Below are 13,544 nucleotides of genomic sequence, written 5' to 3'. Positions count from 1 at the left end.
CATCCAGGGTCCTTGGTCCCGACGCCGTGGACCCGAAGTCCCTTCCGCTGTGACATCGGGCACTTCGTCCGCATTCCTGCTTGACTCGGAGCGTGCCCGACTCCCCGCAGGAGACCGAGACTCCGGCCCCCGGCCCGCTCGTCGCCGACCTGCTCGACGCGCTGCCGCAGGCCGCCGCGCTGGTCGCGGCCGACCGGCGGACCCTCCGGGTGAACCGGCGCTTCCGGGCCGTGCTCCGACTGCCGGACGACCTCGACCCGACCGGCGCGGAAGGCGCCGAGCGGCTGCTCGGCCACGTCTCCGCGCTGCTCTCCGGGCCGGAGGAGCGCGACCGCTTCCTCGCCGACGCCCGGCCCCAGGGGCCCGTCACCCGGACCGCCGACTACCGGCTGGCGGACGGGCGGATCCTGCGCCGCCGGCGCTCCCCCGTCGGCGGGCCCGGCCGGCAACCCGCCGCGCACCTGCTGCTGATCGAGGACGTCACCCGGCAGCACGAGGCCCGTGACGAGTTCGACCAGCGGGTCCGCAGACTGGCGGAGCTCACCGACGAGCGGACCGCCTTCGCCGGCCGCGCCCTGCACGAGCTGCGCACCCCGCTCGCCACCGTCGTCAGCTTCGCCGAGCTCCTCCTGGACCCGGCGACCGGTCCGCTCGGCCAGGAGCAGACCGCCTACCTGGAGGCGATCCTGCGCAACGCCCGCCGGATGACCTCGATCACCGCGAACCTGCCCCGGGCCGCCGGCGGGGACCCGGCGGACCCGCGCCGCGCCGAGCCCCGGCGCGCCCGGGTCCTCGTCCCCGAGCTGGTGCGGCGGGTGGCCCTGGAGGCGCTCCAGCGGACCGGCGGAGCGGGGCCGTACCTCGCGGTCGACGCCCCGGCCGCCGGGCCTCCGCTGCTCGCCGACGGCTGGCTGCTCACCGGCGCCCTGGAGGAGCTCGTCGCCAACGCCCTGCGGTTCACCCCCGCCGACGGGTGGGTGGAGCTCGCCGCGCGACCGGCGGACGGCCACTGGACCGTCCAGGTGAGGGACACCGGGATCGGCGTCCCGCTGGAGTACCAGGAGAAGGTCTTCACCCCGTACGTCCGCGCCCCCAACGCCCGGCGCGCCGGCTACCCCGGCACCGGCCTCGGCCTGGCGAGCGCCCGGGAGGCGGTCCGGCTGCACGGCGGCACCCTCACCGTCCACGACCGCCCCGACGGCCCCGGCGCGGTCTTCACGATCCGGCTGCCGCTGCCGGACGGCGGGGCGAGCGAGGCGGGCCGCGCGGGCGGGCCCGACCGGACGAACGAGGCGTCCGGGGCGGACGGCGGTACGGACGGCGGTACGGACGGCGGGGGCGCGGGGCCCGCCCGGCCCGGCGGCGGAGGCGCGCGGCCGTGAGCCGGCTGCTCGTCGTCGAGGACGACCCCGACCTCTCCCTCGCGCTGCGGGTGCTGCTCACCCGCGGCGGCTACGACGTCTCCCTGGCCGCCGACGGACGGGAGGCGCTGCGGCTGCTCTTCGCCGAGCGGCCCGCCCTGATGGTGCTCGACCTGCTCCTGCCCGGGCTCGACGGCTGGGAGGTGCTCGACCGCACCCGGGACATGAGCGATCTGCCGGTCCTCGTCCTCTCCGGCCTCGGCGAGCTCGACGACCGGGTCAGGGGGCTGCGCTCCGGCGCCGACGACTACCTGGTGAAACCGTTCGCCCAGGCCGAGCTCCTGGCCCGGATCGAGGCCCTGCTCCGGCGTACCGGACCGGGCTCCTGGGCCGGCGAGACGGTCGAGGAGGACCTGCGCCTGGTGCCCGAGCGCCGCTCCGCGCTCTGGCTGGGCTCCGAGATCCGGCTGAGCGACATCGAGTACCGCCTCCTCCAGCTCCTGGTGCGCAACCGGGGCCGGGTCGTCACCACCGAGCAGCTGCTCGACCAGGTGTGGGACGACACCTCCGCCGTCGGCCGCGACCGGGTGAAGTTCGGGGTGCTGCGGCTGCGCCGGAAGCTGCGGTACGCGGGCGGGCCGCACTCCCGCGACCCGATCGGGTCCGTACGGGGACTCGGCTACCGGTACGAGCCGGGGTGACGCGGGACTCCGGGTCCAGGACCGGGACCGGGACCGGCCCTGCCCGGACCGGACCGACGCGGGACCAAGGTCCCGGGACCACCGTCCCGAACCGCCCCGAACCGCGGGGAACAACCGTCCGGCAACCGTGCGCCACCGCGGTCCGCCACCGACCCCGGCCACCGTCGACGGCATGCACACCCTTCCTGCCCGCAGTGTCGCCCTCGTCCTCGGTACCCGCCCCGAGCTGGTCAAGCTCGCCGAGCTCATCCGGGTCCTCGGCCCCGCCGCGCGGGTCGTCCACACCGGACAGCACTACGACGAGGAGCTGTCGGGCGGTTTCCTGGCCGAGCTGGGCCTGCCCGAGCCGGAGTACCTCACCGGGGTGGGCGGCCGCCCCCGGGCCGTCCAGGTCGCCGCCGCGCTCGCCGCCCTCGACGAGCTCTTCGCCGCCGAACCGCCGCTCGCGGTGATCGTGCAAGGCGACACCAACGCCGCCCTCGCCGGCGCGCTCGCCGCCAACGCCCGCGGCCTCCCGCTGGTCCACGTCGAGGCCGGGCTCCGCAGCCACGACCGCGCCATGCCCGAGGAGCACAACCGGGTGGTCATCGACCGCCTCGCCGACGTGCTGTGCGCCGCCACCCCCGACAACCGCGCGCTGCTGCTCGCCGAGGGCCTCCCCGAGGAGCGGATCGCCGTCACCGGCAACCCGGTCGTCGAGGCCGTACGCGACCACCTGCCGTCCGCCGGGGAGCGGGCCCGGCTGCTCGCCGCGCACGGGCTGACCGCCGACGGCTACGTCCTGGCCACCGTGCACCGTCCCGAGAACACCGACGACCCCGAGGCCCTGCGCGCCGTCCTCACCGAACTCGCCGCCCTCGCGGAGCGGCTCCCGGTGGTCCTCCCGCTCCACCCCCGCACCCGGGCCCGGATCGACGCGGCCGGACTGAGCGGGCTCCTCGACGGCGTCACCGTCCTCCCGCCCGCCGGCTACGGCACCTTCCTGGCGCTCGCCCGGCACGCGGCGGTCCTCGTCTCCGACTCCGGCGGCGTCCAGGAGGAGACCACGGTCCTCGGGCGTCCGCTGGTCGTCGTCCGCCGTTCCACCGAGCGCCCCGAGGCCATGGCCGACTTCGCCGAACTCGTCGCCCCCGGCCCGCGGATCGGCGCCGCCGTCCGCCGCCGCCTCGCCGAGGGCCCGCACGGCCTGCGCCGCCTGTCCGCGCTGCCCAGCCCCTACGGCGACGGCACCGCCTCGCACCGGATCGCGACCCTCACCGCCCGGCTCGCCAAGGAGCGCGCGGTCCCGGGCTCGGGCCACGCGATGGCCGCCTGACCTCCCCGCTCTCCCGCCCTCCTGACCTCATGTCCTCCTGCCCCCACCGGAGATCGTCCCCATGAGCCTCCCGCTCCTGCTCTACGTCTTCCCGTTCCTCCTCCTCGGCTGCTTCCTCGTGTACTGGGCCGGGGCCCGCCACGCGTACTCCCGCCGCAAGCCCACCGAGCCCGGCGAACCGGCCGCGTACGACTGGCACTTCTTCGTGCCGTGCCGCGACGAGGAGGCCGTGATCGCCACCACCGTCGCCCGGCTGCGCGCCGACTTCCCCGCCGGGCACGTCTGGGTCATCGACGACGCCAGCGACGACCTGACCGCCCCGATCGTCGCCTCGCTCGGCGCCCGCGACCCCCGGGTCCACCTGGTCTCCCGCCACCGCCCCGACGCCCGCGTCGGCAAGGGCGCGGCGCTCAACGCCGCCTACGACGCCCTCGACGCGCACCTGCCCGCCGGCACCGACCGCACCCGGGTGATCGTCTGCGTCGTCGACGCCGACGGGCAGCTCTCCCCCGACGCCCTGGCCCGGGTCAGCGGCCCCGACGCCTTCGGCGACCCCGACATGGGCGGCGTACAGATCGGCGTGCGGATGCGGAACGTCGACGACGAGCGCCCGCTGCCCGACCGGGGCCGGCTCGCCAACGCGTACGCCCGGCTCCTGATCCGCATGCAGGACGCGGAGTTCGCCGTCTCCAACACCGCGATGCAGCTGCTGCGCGTCCGTGCCGGCTCGGTCGGCCTGGGCGGGAACGGCCAGTTCACCCGGCTCACCGCGCTCGACCGGATCGCCGCCGCCGAACGCCGCCCCTGGCAGCGGGACGCGCTCCTGGAGGACTACGAACTCGGCCTGCACATGCGGCTCGCGGGTGACCAGGTCACCCACGTCCACGACGCCTGGGTGAGCCAGGAGGCGCTGCCGTACACCCGCCGCTTCCTCACCCAGCGCACCCGCTGGGCCCAGGGCAACATCGCCTGCGTCCGCTACACCGGCCGGATCGTCTCCTCCCGCCACTACCGGGCCCGCGGCGTCCTGGAGTCCCTCTACACCTTCTTCCAGCCGCTCGCGCACCTCGCGACCCTGCTGCTGACCGCCGTCATGCTCGTCGCGCTCGTCCTCGGCGGCAGCGCGGCCGAGGTCGTCCTCGCCGCCTGGCCGCTCGCCCTCGGCCTCGCGCTGCTCTCGATCGTCCCCTTCGTGCTCTGGGGCCCGGTCTACCGCCGCGAGTTCGCCGGCGACCGCTCACGGATCAGGGGCGTGCTGTGGGGCCTCGCGCTCTGGCTGTACGCCTACCACCTGTTCGTCGTCTCGGCCCGCGGCTTCGTCCGCCTGCTGCGCGGGCGCACCGGCTGGGCCAAGACCCGCCGCAACGCGGAGACGGCGGGCGTGGGCCCCATCGCGACCGAGTCCTGAACCGGGGACGCGGAAGGGCCCGGGACCACGACGGTCCCGGGCCCTTCCGCGTACGGGTCAGGCCTGCGGCAGCTTCTCCAGCTGGGCCTGGATGCGGGCGATGTCCTCGTCCGCCTTGGCGAGGCGGCCCTTGATCTTGTCCACGACGTTGTCCGGCGCCTTGGCCAGGAAGGCCTCGTTGCCGAGCTTGCCCTCGGCCTGCGCCTTCTCCTTCTCGGCCGCGGCCAGGTCCTTCGCGAGCCGCTTGCGCTCGGCGGCGACGTCGATGGTGCCCGACAGGTCGAGCGCGACCTCGGCACCGGCGACCGGCAGCGACGCCGTCGCGGAGAACTCCTCGCCCTCCGGCTGGAGCCGCAGGATCTGGCGGATGGCGGCCTCGTGCGCGACGAGCGGGGTGCCGTCGAGCGTCAGGCGGGCCGGCACCTTCTGGGCGTCCTGGAGGCCCTGCTCCTTGCGGAAGCGGCGGACCTCGGTGACGACCCGCTGGACCAGCTCGATCTCCTTCTCGGCCGCCTCGTCGCGGAAGCCGCTGTCCTTCGGCCAGTCGGCGATCACGAGGGACTCACCGCCCGTGAGGGTGGTCCACAGGGTGTCGGTGACGAAGGGGACGATCGGGTGCAGCAGGCGCAGCATGACGTCCAGGACCTCGCCGAGGACGCGCCCGGAGACCTTGGCGCCCTCGCCGCCGGCGAAGAACGTCGTCTTCGACAGCTCGACGTACCAGGCGAAGACCTCGTCCCACGCGAAGTGGTAGAGCGACTCGCTCAGCTTCGCGAACTGGAAGTCGTCGTAGTACGCGTCGACCTGCGCGACCGTCTCGTTGAGCCGGGACAGGATCCAGCGGTCGGTCGCCGACATCTCGGAGGCGTCCGGCAGCGGGCCCTCGATCGTGGCGCCGTTCATCAGCGCGAAGCGGGTCGCGTTCCAGATCTTGTTGGCGAAGTTCCGGGACGCCTTGACCCAGTCCTCGCCGATCGGGACGTCGGCGCCGGGGGTGGCGCCGTTGGCCAGGGTGAAGCGGACGGCGTCGGAGCCGTACGCGTCCATCCAGGTGATCGGGTCGACCGCGTTCGGGTTGGACTTCGACATCTTCTTGCCGAACTCGTCGCGGACGAGGCCGGTGAGGGCGACGGTCTTGAACGGGACCTCGCCGTCCATCGCGTACAGGCCGAACATCATCATCCGGGCGACCCAGAAGAAGATGATGTCGTGGCCGGTGAGCAGGACGTCGGTCGAGTAGAACTTCGCCAGGTCCGGCGTCTTCTCCGGCCAGCCGAGCGTGGAGAACGGCCACAGACCGGAGGAAAACCAGGTGTCGAGGACGTCGGGGTCCTGCTTCCAGCCCTCGGCCTCGGTGCCCGGCGGCTGCTCGTCGGGTCCGACGCAGACGACCTGGCCCTCGGGGCCGTACCAGATCGGGATGCGGTGGCCCCACCACAGCTGGCGCGAGATGCACCAGTCGTGCATGTTGTCGACCCAGTCGAAGTAGCGCTTGGAGAGCTCCTTCGGGTGGATGTCGACGGAGCCGTCGCGGACGGCGTCGCCGGCGGCCTGCGCCAGCGGGCCGACCTTGACCCACCACTGCATCGACAGACGCGGCTCGACCGTGGTCTTGCAGCGCGAGCAGTGGCCGACGGAGTGCATGTACGGGCGCTTCTCGGCGACGATCCGGCCCTGCTCCTTCAGCGCGCCGACGATCGTCGAGCGGGCCTCGAAGCGGTCCAGGCCGAGGAAGGGGCCGTGGACGGTGATGACGCCGTGCTCGTCCATGACCGTCAGGGACGGCAGGTCGTGGCGGCGGCCGATCTCGAAGTCGTTCGGGTCGTGCGCCGGGGTCACCTTGACGGCGCCGGTGCCGAACTCCGGGTCGACGTGCTCGTCGGCGACGACGGGGATCGTGCGGTCGGTCAGCGGCAGCTTGATCTGCTTGCCGACCAGGTGCCTGTACCGCTCGTCCTCGGGGTGGACGGCGACGGCGGTGTCGCCGAGCATCGTCTCGGCGCGGGTCGTGGCGACGACGAGGCTGTCCTCGCCCTCGCCGTACCGGATGGAGACCAGCTCGCCGGCGTCGTCCTGGTACTCGACCTCGATGTCCGAGATGGCGGTCAGACAGCGCGGGCACCAGTTGATGATGCGCTCGGCGCGGTAGATCAGACCGTCCTCGTAGAGGTCCTTGAAGATCTTCTGGACGGCCTTGGAGAGGCCCTCGTCCATGGTGAAGCGCTCACGCGACCAGTCGAGGCCGGCGCCGAGGCGGCGCAGCTGGCCGAGGATCCGGCCGCCGTACTCGTCCTTCCACTGCCAGACGCGCTCGACGAACGCGTCGCGGCCCAGGTCGTGGCGGGACTTGCCCTCCTCGGCGAGCTGCTGCTCGACCTTGTTCTGGGTCGCGATGCCGGCGTGGTCCATGCCCGGCAGCCAGAGCGTCTCGAAGCCCTGCATGCGCTTGCGGCGCGTCAGGGCGTCCATCAGCGTCACCTGGAAGGCGTGGCCCAGGTGGAGGGCGCCCGTGACGTTCGGCGGCGGGATGACGATGGTGTACGGCGGCTTGTCGCTCTTGGCGTCCGCCTCGAAGTAGCCGCGCTCTACCCAGCGCTCGTACAGCGGCCCCTCTACCTCGGCCGGCGCGTACTGGGTCGGCAGTTCGGTGGTGGGCGCTGTCTGCTGCTGAGTGTTCTCGGTCACGAGCCCAGTTTAGGGGTGCGACGGTCGTGTCCCGAAACGCGATTGTTCGGTAACGGTGTGCCCCCCGCCGCCCCACCACGGGGCGGCTTCCGACAGGATGTTCGCTACGCATAAACGTCCTGTGAGGGGAAGCAGTAGATGAGCTACAACCAGCCGGGTCCGTACGGGGGCCAGCAGCCTCAGCAGCCCGGGCCCTACGGCCAGCAGCCCGGCCCGTACGGGCAGCCGCCGCAGGGTCAGCCCGGTTACGGCTACCCCCAGCAGGCCCCGCAGGGCGTACCGCCGCAGCAGCAGCCGTACGGCTACCCGCAGCAGCCCGCCCCCTACGGTCAGCAGCCGCAGTACGGCGCCCCCCAGGGCCCCGGCGGCTACGTGCCCCACCCGCCGGCCCCGAAGAAGAGCAAGACCCCGATCATCATCGGCGCGGTCGCCGTCGTCGCGGCGATCGCCGTGGGCGCGTACTTCCTGATCGGCGGCGGTGGCGGCGCGTCCGTCGCGAACGACGGCCCGCACAAGCTGGTGACGCCGGAGACGGTGCTGGGCGAGTACAAGAAGGCGCCGGACGAGTCGGACTCCAGCGGCGACGACGTCCTGAAGGACGCCGAGAAGAACGGCGTCAAGAACGGCAAGCAGGTCGACGCCTCCTACAAGGCCGGGGACGAGTCGAACCCGCTCGGGGGCAAGATGCTCTCCTTCAGCGGCATCTACGGCGAGATCGAGGACCCGGAGAAGCTCGTCGACGCGCTGTTCGGCGTGATGAAGACCAAGGCTGCGGAGGACAAGGAGGACGACGCCGAGCTGGTCGGCAGCCCGCAGGCGTTCACCCCGGCCGAGGCCGAGGGCGCCGTCCTCAAGTGCCAGTCCGCGAAGGGCAAGGCCGACGCCTCCGCGGGCACCCCGGCCTTCTCCATGAACTTCTGCATCTGGGCCGACCACAGCACCGTGGGCTTCGTGGTCCCGCTGGACATGGCCGCGATGCTCAGCGGCAAGGGCGGCTCCCTCGAAGAGGCGGCGACCGTCACCGCCAAGTTCCGCAAGGAAGTCCGCGTCAAGGCCTGACGCGCCGGGCACACACGAAGGGGCGCCCCGCCGGATTCCGGTGGGGCGCCCCTTCGTGGTGCTCGCGGTTACGCCGACTTCTCGTGGCGGCCGTCGTTCTTGACGATCCTGGGGACCAGGGTCGGGTTCACGTTGTTGCGGACGACGTCCGCCGTGATGACGACGCGGGCGACGTCCTTGCGGGACGGGACCTCGTACATCACCGACTGGAGGACCTCCTCCATGATGGCGCGCAGGCCGCGCGCGCCGGTGCCGCGGAGGATGGCCTGGTCGGCGATGGCCTCCAGGGCGGGGCGGTCGAAGTCCAGCTCGACGCCGTCGAGTTCGAAGAGGCGCTGGTACTGCTTCACCAGCGCGTTGCGCGGCTCGACGAGGATCTTCAGGAGGGCCTCGCGGTCCAGGTTGTGGACCGAGGTGATGACGGGGAGACGGCCGATGAACTCGGGGATCATCCCGAACTTCACCAGGTCCTCCGGCATGACCTCCTGGAACTGGTCGCTCGCCTCGATCTCGCGCTTGGAGCGGATGGTCGCCCCGAAGCCGATGCCCTTGGCGCCCGCCCGCGACTCGATGATCTTCTCCAGGCCGGCGAAAGCGCCGCCCACGATGAAGAGCACGTTCGTCGTGTCGATCTGGATGAACTCCTGGTGCGGGTGCTTCCGGCCGCCCTGCGGCGGGACGGAGGCCGTGGTGCCCTCCAGGATCTTCAGGAGGGCCTGCTGCACGCCCTCGCCGGAGACGTCTCGCGTGATCGACGGGTTTTCGCTCTTACGGGCGACCTTGTCGATCTCGTCGATGTAGATGATGCCGGTCTCGGCCTTCTTGACGTCGTAGTCCGCCGCCTGGATCAGCTTGAGCAGGATGTTCTCGACGTCCTCGCCGACGTAGCCGGCCTCCGTCAGCGCCGTCGCGTCGGCGATGGCGAACGGGACGTTGAGCATCCGGGCCAGCGTCTGGGCCAGGAGCGTCTTGCCCGAGCCCGTGGGGCCCAGCAGCAGGATGTTGGACTTGGCCAGTTCGATGGCGTCGTCACGGCCCTGCCCGCCGCCGTTCTCGCCGGCCTGGACGCGCTTGTAGTGGTTGTACACAGCGACCGAGAGGGCCTTCTTCGCCGGCTCCTGGCCGACGACATAGCCCTCGAGGAACTCGTAGATCTCGCGGGGCTTGGGAAGTTCCTCCCAGCGCACCTCGCTCGTCTCCGCGAGTTCCTCTTCGATGATCTCGTTGCAGAGGTCGATGCACTCGTCGCAGATGTACACACCGGGTCCCGCGATGAGCTTCTTCACCTGCTTCTGGCTCTTTCCGCAGAACGAGCACTTGAGCAGATCGCCGCCATCACCGATGCGTGCCACGAGGTGCTTCCCCTTCGCCTGGGAGCGCCTGGTTCAGCGACTCCTGGTGCCTCATATTCGACGGTACCTTGCCGGGCCCCCCGTCCGGGCCCCCCTTGGCACGGTTCACATGGTCGCGATTCGGCCACGCGAGCCGCGCGAGCCGTGCCGGGGGAAGGTCGGGCGTCAGTGCGCCGCGGCGGACGTGCTCTTGCGGGTCGAGACGATCTGGTCGATCAGGCCGTACGCGAGGGCGTCCTCGGCCGTCAGGATCTTGTCGCGCTCGATGTCGTCGCGGATCTTCTCGATCGGCGTCGAGGAGTGCTTGGCCAGCATGGACTCCAGCTGGTCGCGCATGCGCAGGATCTCCTTGGCCGCGATCTCCAGGTCGGAGAGCTGCTCACGGCCGGTGCCGCCGGAGGGCTGGTGGATCAGCACACGGGCGTTCGGCAGGGCCATCCGCTTGCCGGGGGTGCCGGCGGCGAGCAGCACGGCCGCGGCGGAGGCCGCCTGGCCCATGCAGACCGTCTGGATGTCCGGCTTCACGAACTGCATCGTGTCGTAGATGGCCGTGAGCGCCGTGAAGGAGCCGCCGGGGCTGTTGATGTAGATGGAGATGTCGCGGTCCGGGTCCATCGACTCCAGGCACAGCAGCTGCGCCATGACGTCGTTGGCGGAGGCGTCGTCGATCTGCACGCCGAGGAAGATCACGCGCTCCTCGAAGAGCTTCGCGTACGGGTCGTACTCGCGCACGCCCTGCGAGGTGCGCTCGACGAACCGCGGGACGACGTAGCGGTTGTCCATCGGCGCGCCGGTGTAGAGGCCGCTCGGGGAGAGGTTGTTCTGCATCTGGGTGTTCACCGTCCTGGTGGCGTTCGGCGGGGGGCTGGGGCTCGTCGGCTGGCCGGTGACGCTCAGGCGCCCGTGCCGCCGCCGCCCGGAACACCCGCGGCGTGCGTGATGATGTCGTCGATGAGGCCGTACTCCTTGGCCTCCTCCGCGGTGAACCAGCGGTCACGGTCGCCGTCGCGGATGATCGCCTCGACGGTCTGGCCGGAGTGGTGCGCGGTGATCTCGGCCATACGCTTCTTCGTGCGAAGGAGGTACTCGGCCTGGATCTTGATGTCGGAGGCGGTGCCGCCGATGCCGGCGGAGCCCTGGTGCATCAGGATGTCGGTGTTCGGCAGCGCGAAGCGCTTGCCGGGGGTGCCGCCGGTGAGCAGGAACTGGCCCATCGAGGCCGCCATGCCCATACCGATGGTCACGACGTCGTTGGGGATGTACTGCATGGTGTCGTAGACGGCCATGCCGGCCGTCACCGAGCCACCGGGGCTGTTGATGTAGAGGAAGATGTCCTTCTCCGGGTCGGCGGCCAGGAGGAGCATCTGGGCGGTGATCTTGTTGGCGATGTCGTCGTCGACCTGCTGGCCGAGGAAGATGATGCGCTCGCCGAGCAGCCGGTTGTAGACATGGTCGCCGAGGCCGCCACCGATGGACGGCTCACCCGCGGCGTAAGGCTTCAGATTCGTCACGTATCCACCTGCTCGTCTCCGACGGCCCCGGGCCGTCTCAGCGTCTCGTTCTGAGGGCAGTGCCCCCGTATCCATGGACCCTAACGCGCAGGTAGGACAACGCCATCCCGCTTCCCGAACTGTTCGCTGGGAGCGCAAGGTAGTTGGCGGCGCATAAAGGGCCCGCGTACGTCCACGGGCCCGGCCGCACAGCAGTGCGTCCGGGCCCGTGGCGCGGAACGGAGCGCGCGAGGCGGGGCCCCGGCGTCGGCCTGGTGGGGCCTACTTCTCCTCGGCGACCTCGGCCTCGCCGGTGACGGCCTCGACCGTCTCGGCGGCGGCCTCGACCTCGTCCTCGTCGTCGGAGAGGTCCACGACCTCACCGTTGGTGTCGACGACCTTGGCGGCCTCGACGACGACCGCGAGGGCCTTGCCGCGGGCGACCTCGCCGACCAGCATCGGCACCTGGCCGCCCTGGACGACGGCCTGGGCGAACTGGTCGGGGGACATGCCGGAGGAGGCGGCACGGCGGAAGAGGTGCTCGGTGAGCTCCTCCTGCTCGACGTTCAGCTCCTCCTTGGAGACCAGCTCGTCGAGGAGGAACTGGGTCTTGATGCCCTTGACCGCCTGCTCCTTGGTCTCGGTCTCGAACTCCTCGACCGTCTTGCCCTGGAGCTCCAGGTACTTCTCCAGGCTCAGGCCCATCTGGCCGAGCTGGTGGTGCTCCAGGTTGTGCTTGCGGGTGTTGACCTCGTCCTCGAGGAGCTTCTCGGGGACGGGGATCTCCGCCAGCTCCAGGAACTTCTCCAGGACACGCTCCTGGGCCTGGGTGGCCTGGTCGAACTGCTTCATGTTCTCGAGGCGCTTGCGGCTGTCGGCCTTGAGCTCGTCGAGGGTGTCGAACTCCGACGCCATCTGCGCGAACTCGTCGTCCAGCTCGGGGAGCTCGCGGGCGGCGACGGCGGTGACCTTGACGGTGACCTCGGCCTCCTTGCCCGCGGCCGAGCCGCCCTTCAGCTCGGAGGTGAAGGTGGCCTCGCCACCGGCCTCCAGGCCGGTGACGGCGGCGTCGATGCCGTCGAGCAGCTCGCCGGAGCCGATGGTGTACGAGACACCGTCGGCGATGCCGTCGGGCAGCACCTCGCCGTCGACCTTGGCGGTCAGGTCGACGGTGACGACGTCACCCTCGACGGCGGCGCGCTCGACCGGGTTCGTCGACGCGAAGCGCTCGCGGAGCTGCTCCACGGACTTCTCGACGTCCTCGTCGGTGACCTCGATGGCGTCGACCTCGACCTCGATGCCGGAGTAGTCCGGGATCTCGATGGTCGGGCGGACGTCGACCTCGGCGGTGAAGGACAGCAGCTCGCCGTCCTTCAGCTCCGTGATGTCGACCTCGGGCTGGCCCAGCGGGTTGACCTCGGCCTCGTTCACGGCCTCGGTGTAGAACTTCGGAAGCGCGTCGTTGACGGCCTCCTCCAGCACGGCGCCACGGCCGAAGCGCTGGTCGATGACGCGCGCGGGGATCTTGCCCTTGCGGAAGCCCTTGACCGTGACCTGCTGGTTGATCTTCTTGTACGCCGCGTCGAGGCTGTCCTTGAGCTCCTCGAAGGGCACCTCGACAGTGAGCCGAACCCGGGTCGGGTTCAGGGTCTCCACGGCGCTCTTCACGGTTCGGTCTCCTTGGTGGCTGATTCCTGGATTCCGGACGGGCCGCGCGGGGCGGTTCCGGCCGATGGGCCCGGTCAGAAAGACACACGGGCACGCAGCTTGCATAGTAACCGCACGTGGGATGAGGCCCACAACGTGATCAAGAACCCGGGAGGTCGGAGCCTCGGGCGGGCAGGGAGGATCAGGTTGGTCGGGGTGGCGGGATTTGAACCCACGGCCTTCCGCTCCCAAAGCGGACGCGCTACCAAGCTGCGCCACACCCCGTCGGTGCGACACGTAGGGTACATGCACGGGGACGCTGCGACGCCCCCTGTTTTCCGGAGCGTGCACGGAACGCTCCGGACCGGCTACGATGCTGTCCGTGCCGCGGCCTTCCGGCCTGTGGCGCGTCCTGTGCGGGCGTAGCTCAATGGTAGAGCCCTAGTCTTCCAAACTAGCTACGCGGGTTCGATTCCCGTCGCCCGCTCTGTGTACGGCTCCGGGCCCGGTTCCTCGACGAGGAACC

10 protein-coding genes and 2 tRNA genes are annotated in these 13,544 nt (G+C 71.4%); 6 read left to right on the top strand and 6 right to left on the bottom strand.

The window, feature by feature from the left end; all coding sequences use genetic code 11:
• Positions 1–92 precede the first annotated feature (92 nt).
• The 4 genes from ACFQ8C_RS24410 to ACFQ8C_RS24395 all read left to right on the top strand — a co-directional run bounded on the left by ACFQ8C_RS24410 (position 93) and on the right by ACFQ8C_RS24395 (position 4,785).
• A complete protein-coding gene (locus tag ACFQ8C_RS24410) occupies positions 93–1,382 on the top strand; it encodes an ATP-binding protein (RefSeq protein ID WP_383461299.1) in 1,290 nt (429 codons plus the stop codon).
• Positions 1,379–2,062, top strand: coding sequence for a response regulator transcription factor (locus ACFQ8C_RS24405; protein WP_383461298.1), 684 nt, complete (start codon positions 1,379–1,381; stop codon positions 2,060–2,062). The genes ACFQ8C_RS24410 and ACFQ8C_RS24405 overlap by 4 nt, the downstream gene beginning before the upstream one ends.
• Before the next feature lie 172 nt (positions 2,063–2,234).
• Positions 2,235–3,377, top strand: coding sequence for a non-hydrolyzing UDP-N-acetylglucosamine 2-epimerase (gene wecB, locus ACFQ8C_RS24400; RefSeq protein ID WP_383461296.1), 1,143 nt, complete (start codon positions 2,235–2,237; stop codon positions 3,375–3,377).
• A 61-nt stretch (positions 3,378–3,438) separates the two neighbouring features.
• Positions 3,439–4,785 (top strand): glycosyltransferase family 2 protein, encoded by a 1,347-nt coding sequence (locus ACFQ8C_RS24395; protein ID WP_383461295.1) that lies wholly within the window; start codon positions 3,439–3,441, stop codon positions 4,783–4,785.
• A gap of 57 nt (positions 4,786–4,842) precedes the next feature.
• Here the strand turns inward: ACFQ8C_RS24395 and ACFQ8C_RS24390 are convergent, their stop codons facing one another.
• Positions 4,843–7,470, bottom strand: a complete 2,628-nt coding sequence (locus ACFQ8C_RS24390; protein ID WP_383461293.1) for a valine--tRNA ligase — start codon at positions 7,468–7,470, stop codon at positions 4,843–4,845.
• Between the two features lie 138 nt (positions 7,471–7,608).
• Here ACFQ8C_RS24390 and ACFQ8C_RS24385 point away from each other — a divergent pair, with 138 nt between their 5' ends.
• Positions 7,609–8,529 (top strand): hypothetical protein, encoded by a 921-nt coding sequence (locus ACFQ8C_RS24385; RefSeq protein ID WP_383461291.1) that lies wholly within the window; start codon positions 7,609–7,611, stop codon positions 8,527–8,529.
• Between the two features lie 68 nt (positions 8,530–8,597).
• Here ACFQ8C_RS24385 and clpX read toward each other — a convergent pair whose 3' ends face one another.
• The 5 genes from clpX to ACFQ8C_RS24360 form a co-directional block, all read right to left on the bottom strand.
• Positions 8,598–9,881: an ATP-dependent Clp protease ATP-binding subunit ClpX gene (gene clpX, locus ACFQ8C_RS24380; RefSeq protein WP_383461290.1), complete on the bottom strand. Its 1,284-nt coding sequence runs from the start codon at positions 9,879–9,881 to the stop codon at positions 8,598–8,600.
• Positions 9,882–10,046: 165 nt separating this feature from the next.
• On the bottom strand, positions 10,047–10,709 hold the full coding sequence (locus tag ACFQ8C_RS24375) for an ATP-dependent Clp protease proteolytic subunit (RefSeq protein WP_383461288.1): 663 nt from the start codon (positions 10,707–10,709) through the stop codon (positions 10,047–10,049).
• A gap of 65 nt (positions 10,710–10,774) precedes the next feature.
• The gene (locus ACFQ8C_RS24370; protein WP_030755469.1) at positions 10,775–11,392 is read right to left on the bottom strand and encodes an ATP-dependent Clp protease proteolytic subunit; all 618 of its coding nucleotides are present in this window, start codon (positions 11,390–11,392) and stop codon (positions 10,775–10,777) included.
• 261 nt (positions 11,393–11,653) lie between these two features.
• The gene (gene tig, locus ACFQ8C_RS24365) at positions 11,654–13,039 is read right to left on the bottom strand and encodes a trigger factor (protein ID WP_383461286.1); all 1,386 of its coding nucleotides are present in this window, start codon (positions 13,037–13,039) and stop codon (positions 11,654–11,656) included.
• 187 nt (positions 13,040–13,226) lie between these two features.
• Positions 13,227–13,303 (bottom strand) — tRNA-Pro (locus ACFQ8C_RS24360).
• A gap of 131 nt (positions 13,304–13,434) precedes the next feature.
• Between ACFQ8C_RS24360 and ACFQ8C_RS24355 the strand changes: the two genes are divergently transcribed.
• A tRNA-Gly gene (locus ACFQ8C_RS24355) sits at positions 13,435–13,505 on the top strand.
• Positions 13,506–13,544: the final 39 nt, after the last annotated feature.

The sequence above is a fragment of the Streptomyces sp. NPDC056503 genome (genome assembly GCF_042794995.1).
In the GTDB taxonomy this organism is placed as follows: domain Bacteria; phylum Actinomycetota; class Actinomycetes; order Streptomycetales; family Streptomycetaceae; genus Streptomyces.
This window is presented reverse-complemented; position numbering and strand designations above follow the sequence as displayed.

Bases quoted from the DNA above. Each gene is read 5' to 3' on its own strand.
- wecB (WP_383461296.1), top strand. From the start codon at position 2,235: ATGCACACCCTTCCTGCCCGCAGTGTCGCCCTCGTCCTCGGTACCCGC.
- ACFQ8C_RS24395 (WP_383461295.1), top strand. From the start codon at position 3,439: ATGAGCCTCCCGCTCCTGCTCTACGTCTTCCCGTTCCTCCTCCTCGGC.
- ACFQ8C_RS24385 (WP_383461291.1), top strand. From the start codon at position 7,609: ATGAGCTACAACCAGCCGGGTCCGTACGGGGGCCAGCAGCCTCAGCAG.
- ACFQ8C_RS24375 (WP_383461288.1), bottom strand. From the start codon at position 10,709: ATGCAGAACAACCTCTCCCCGAGCGGCCTCTACACCGGCGCGCCGATG.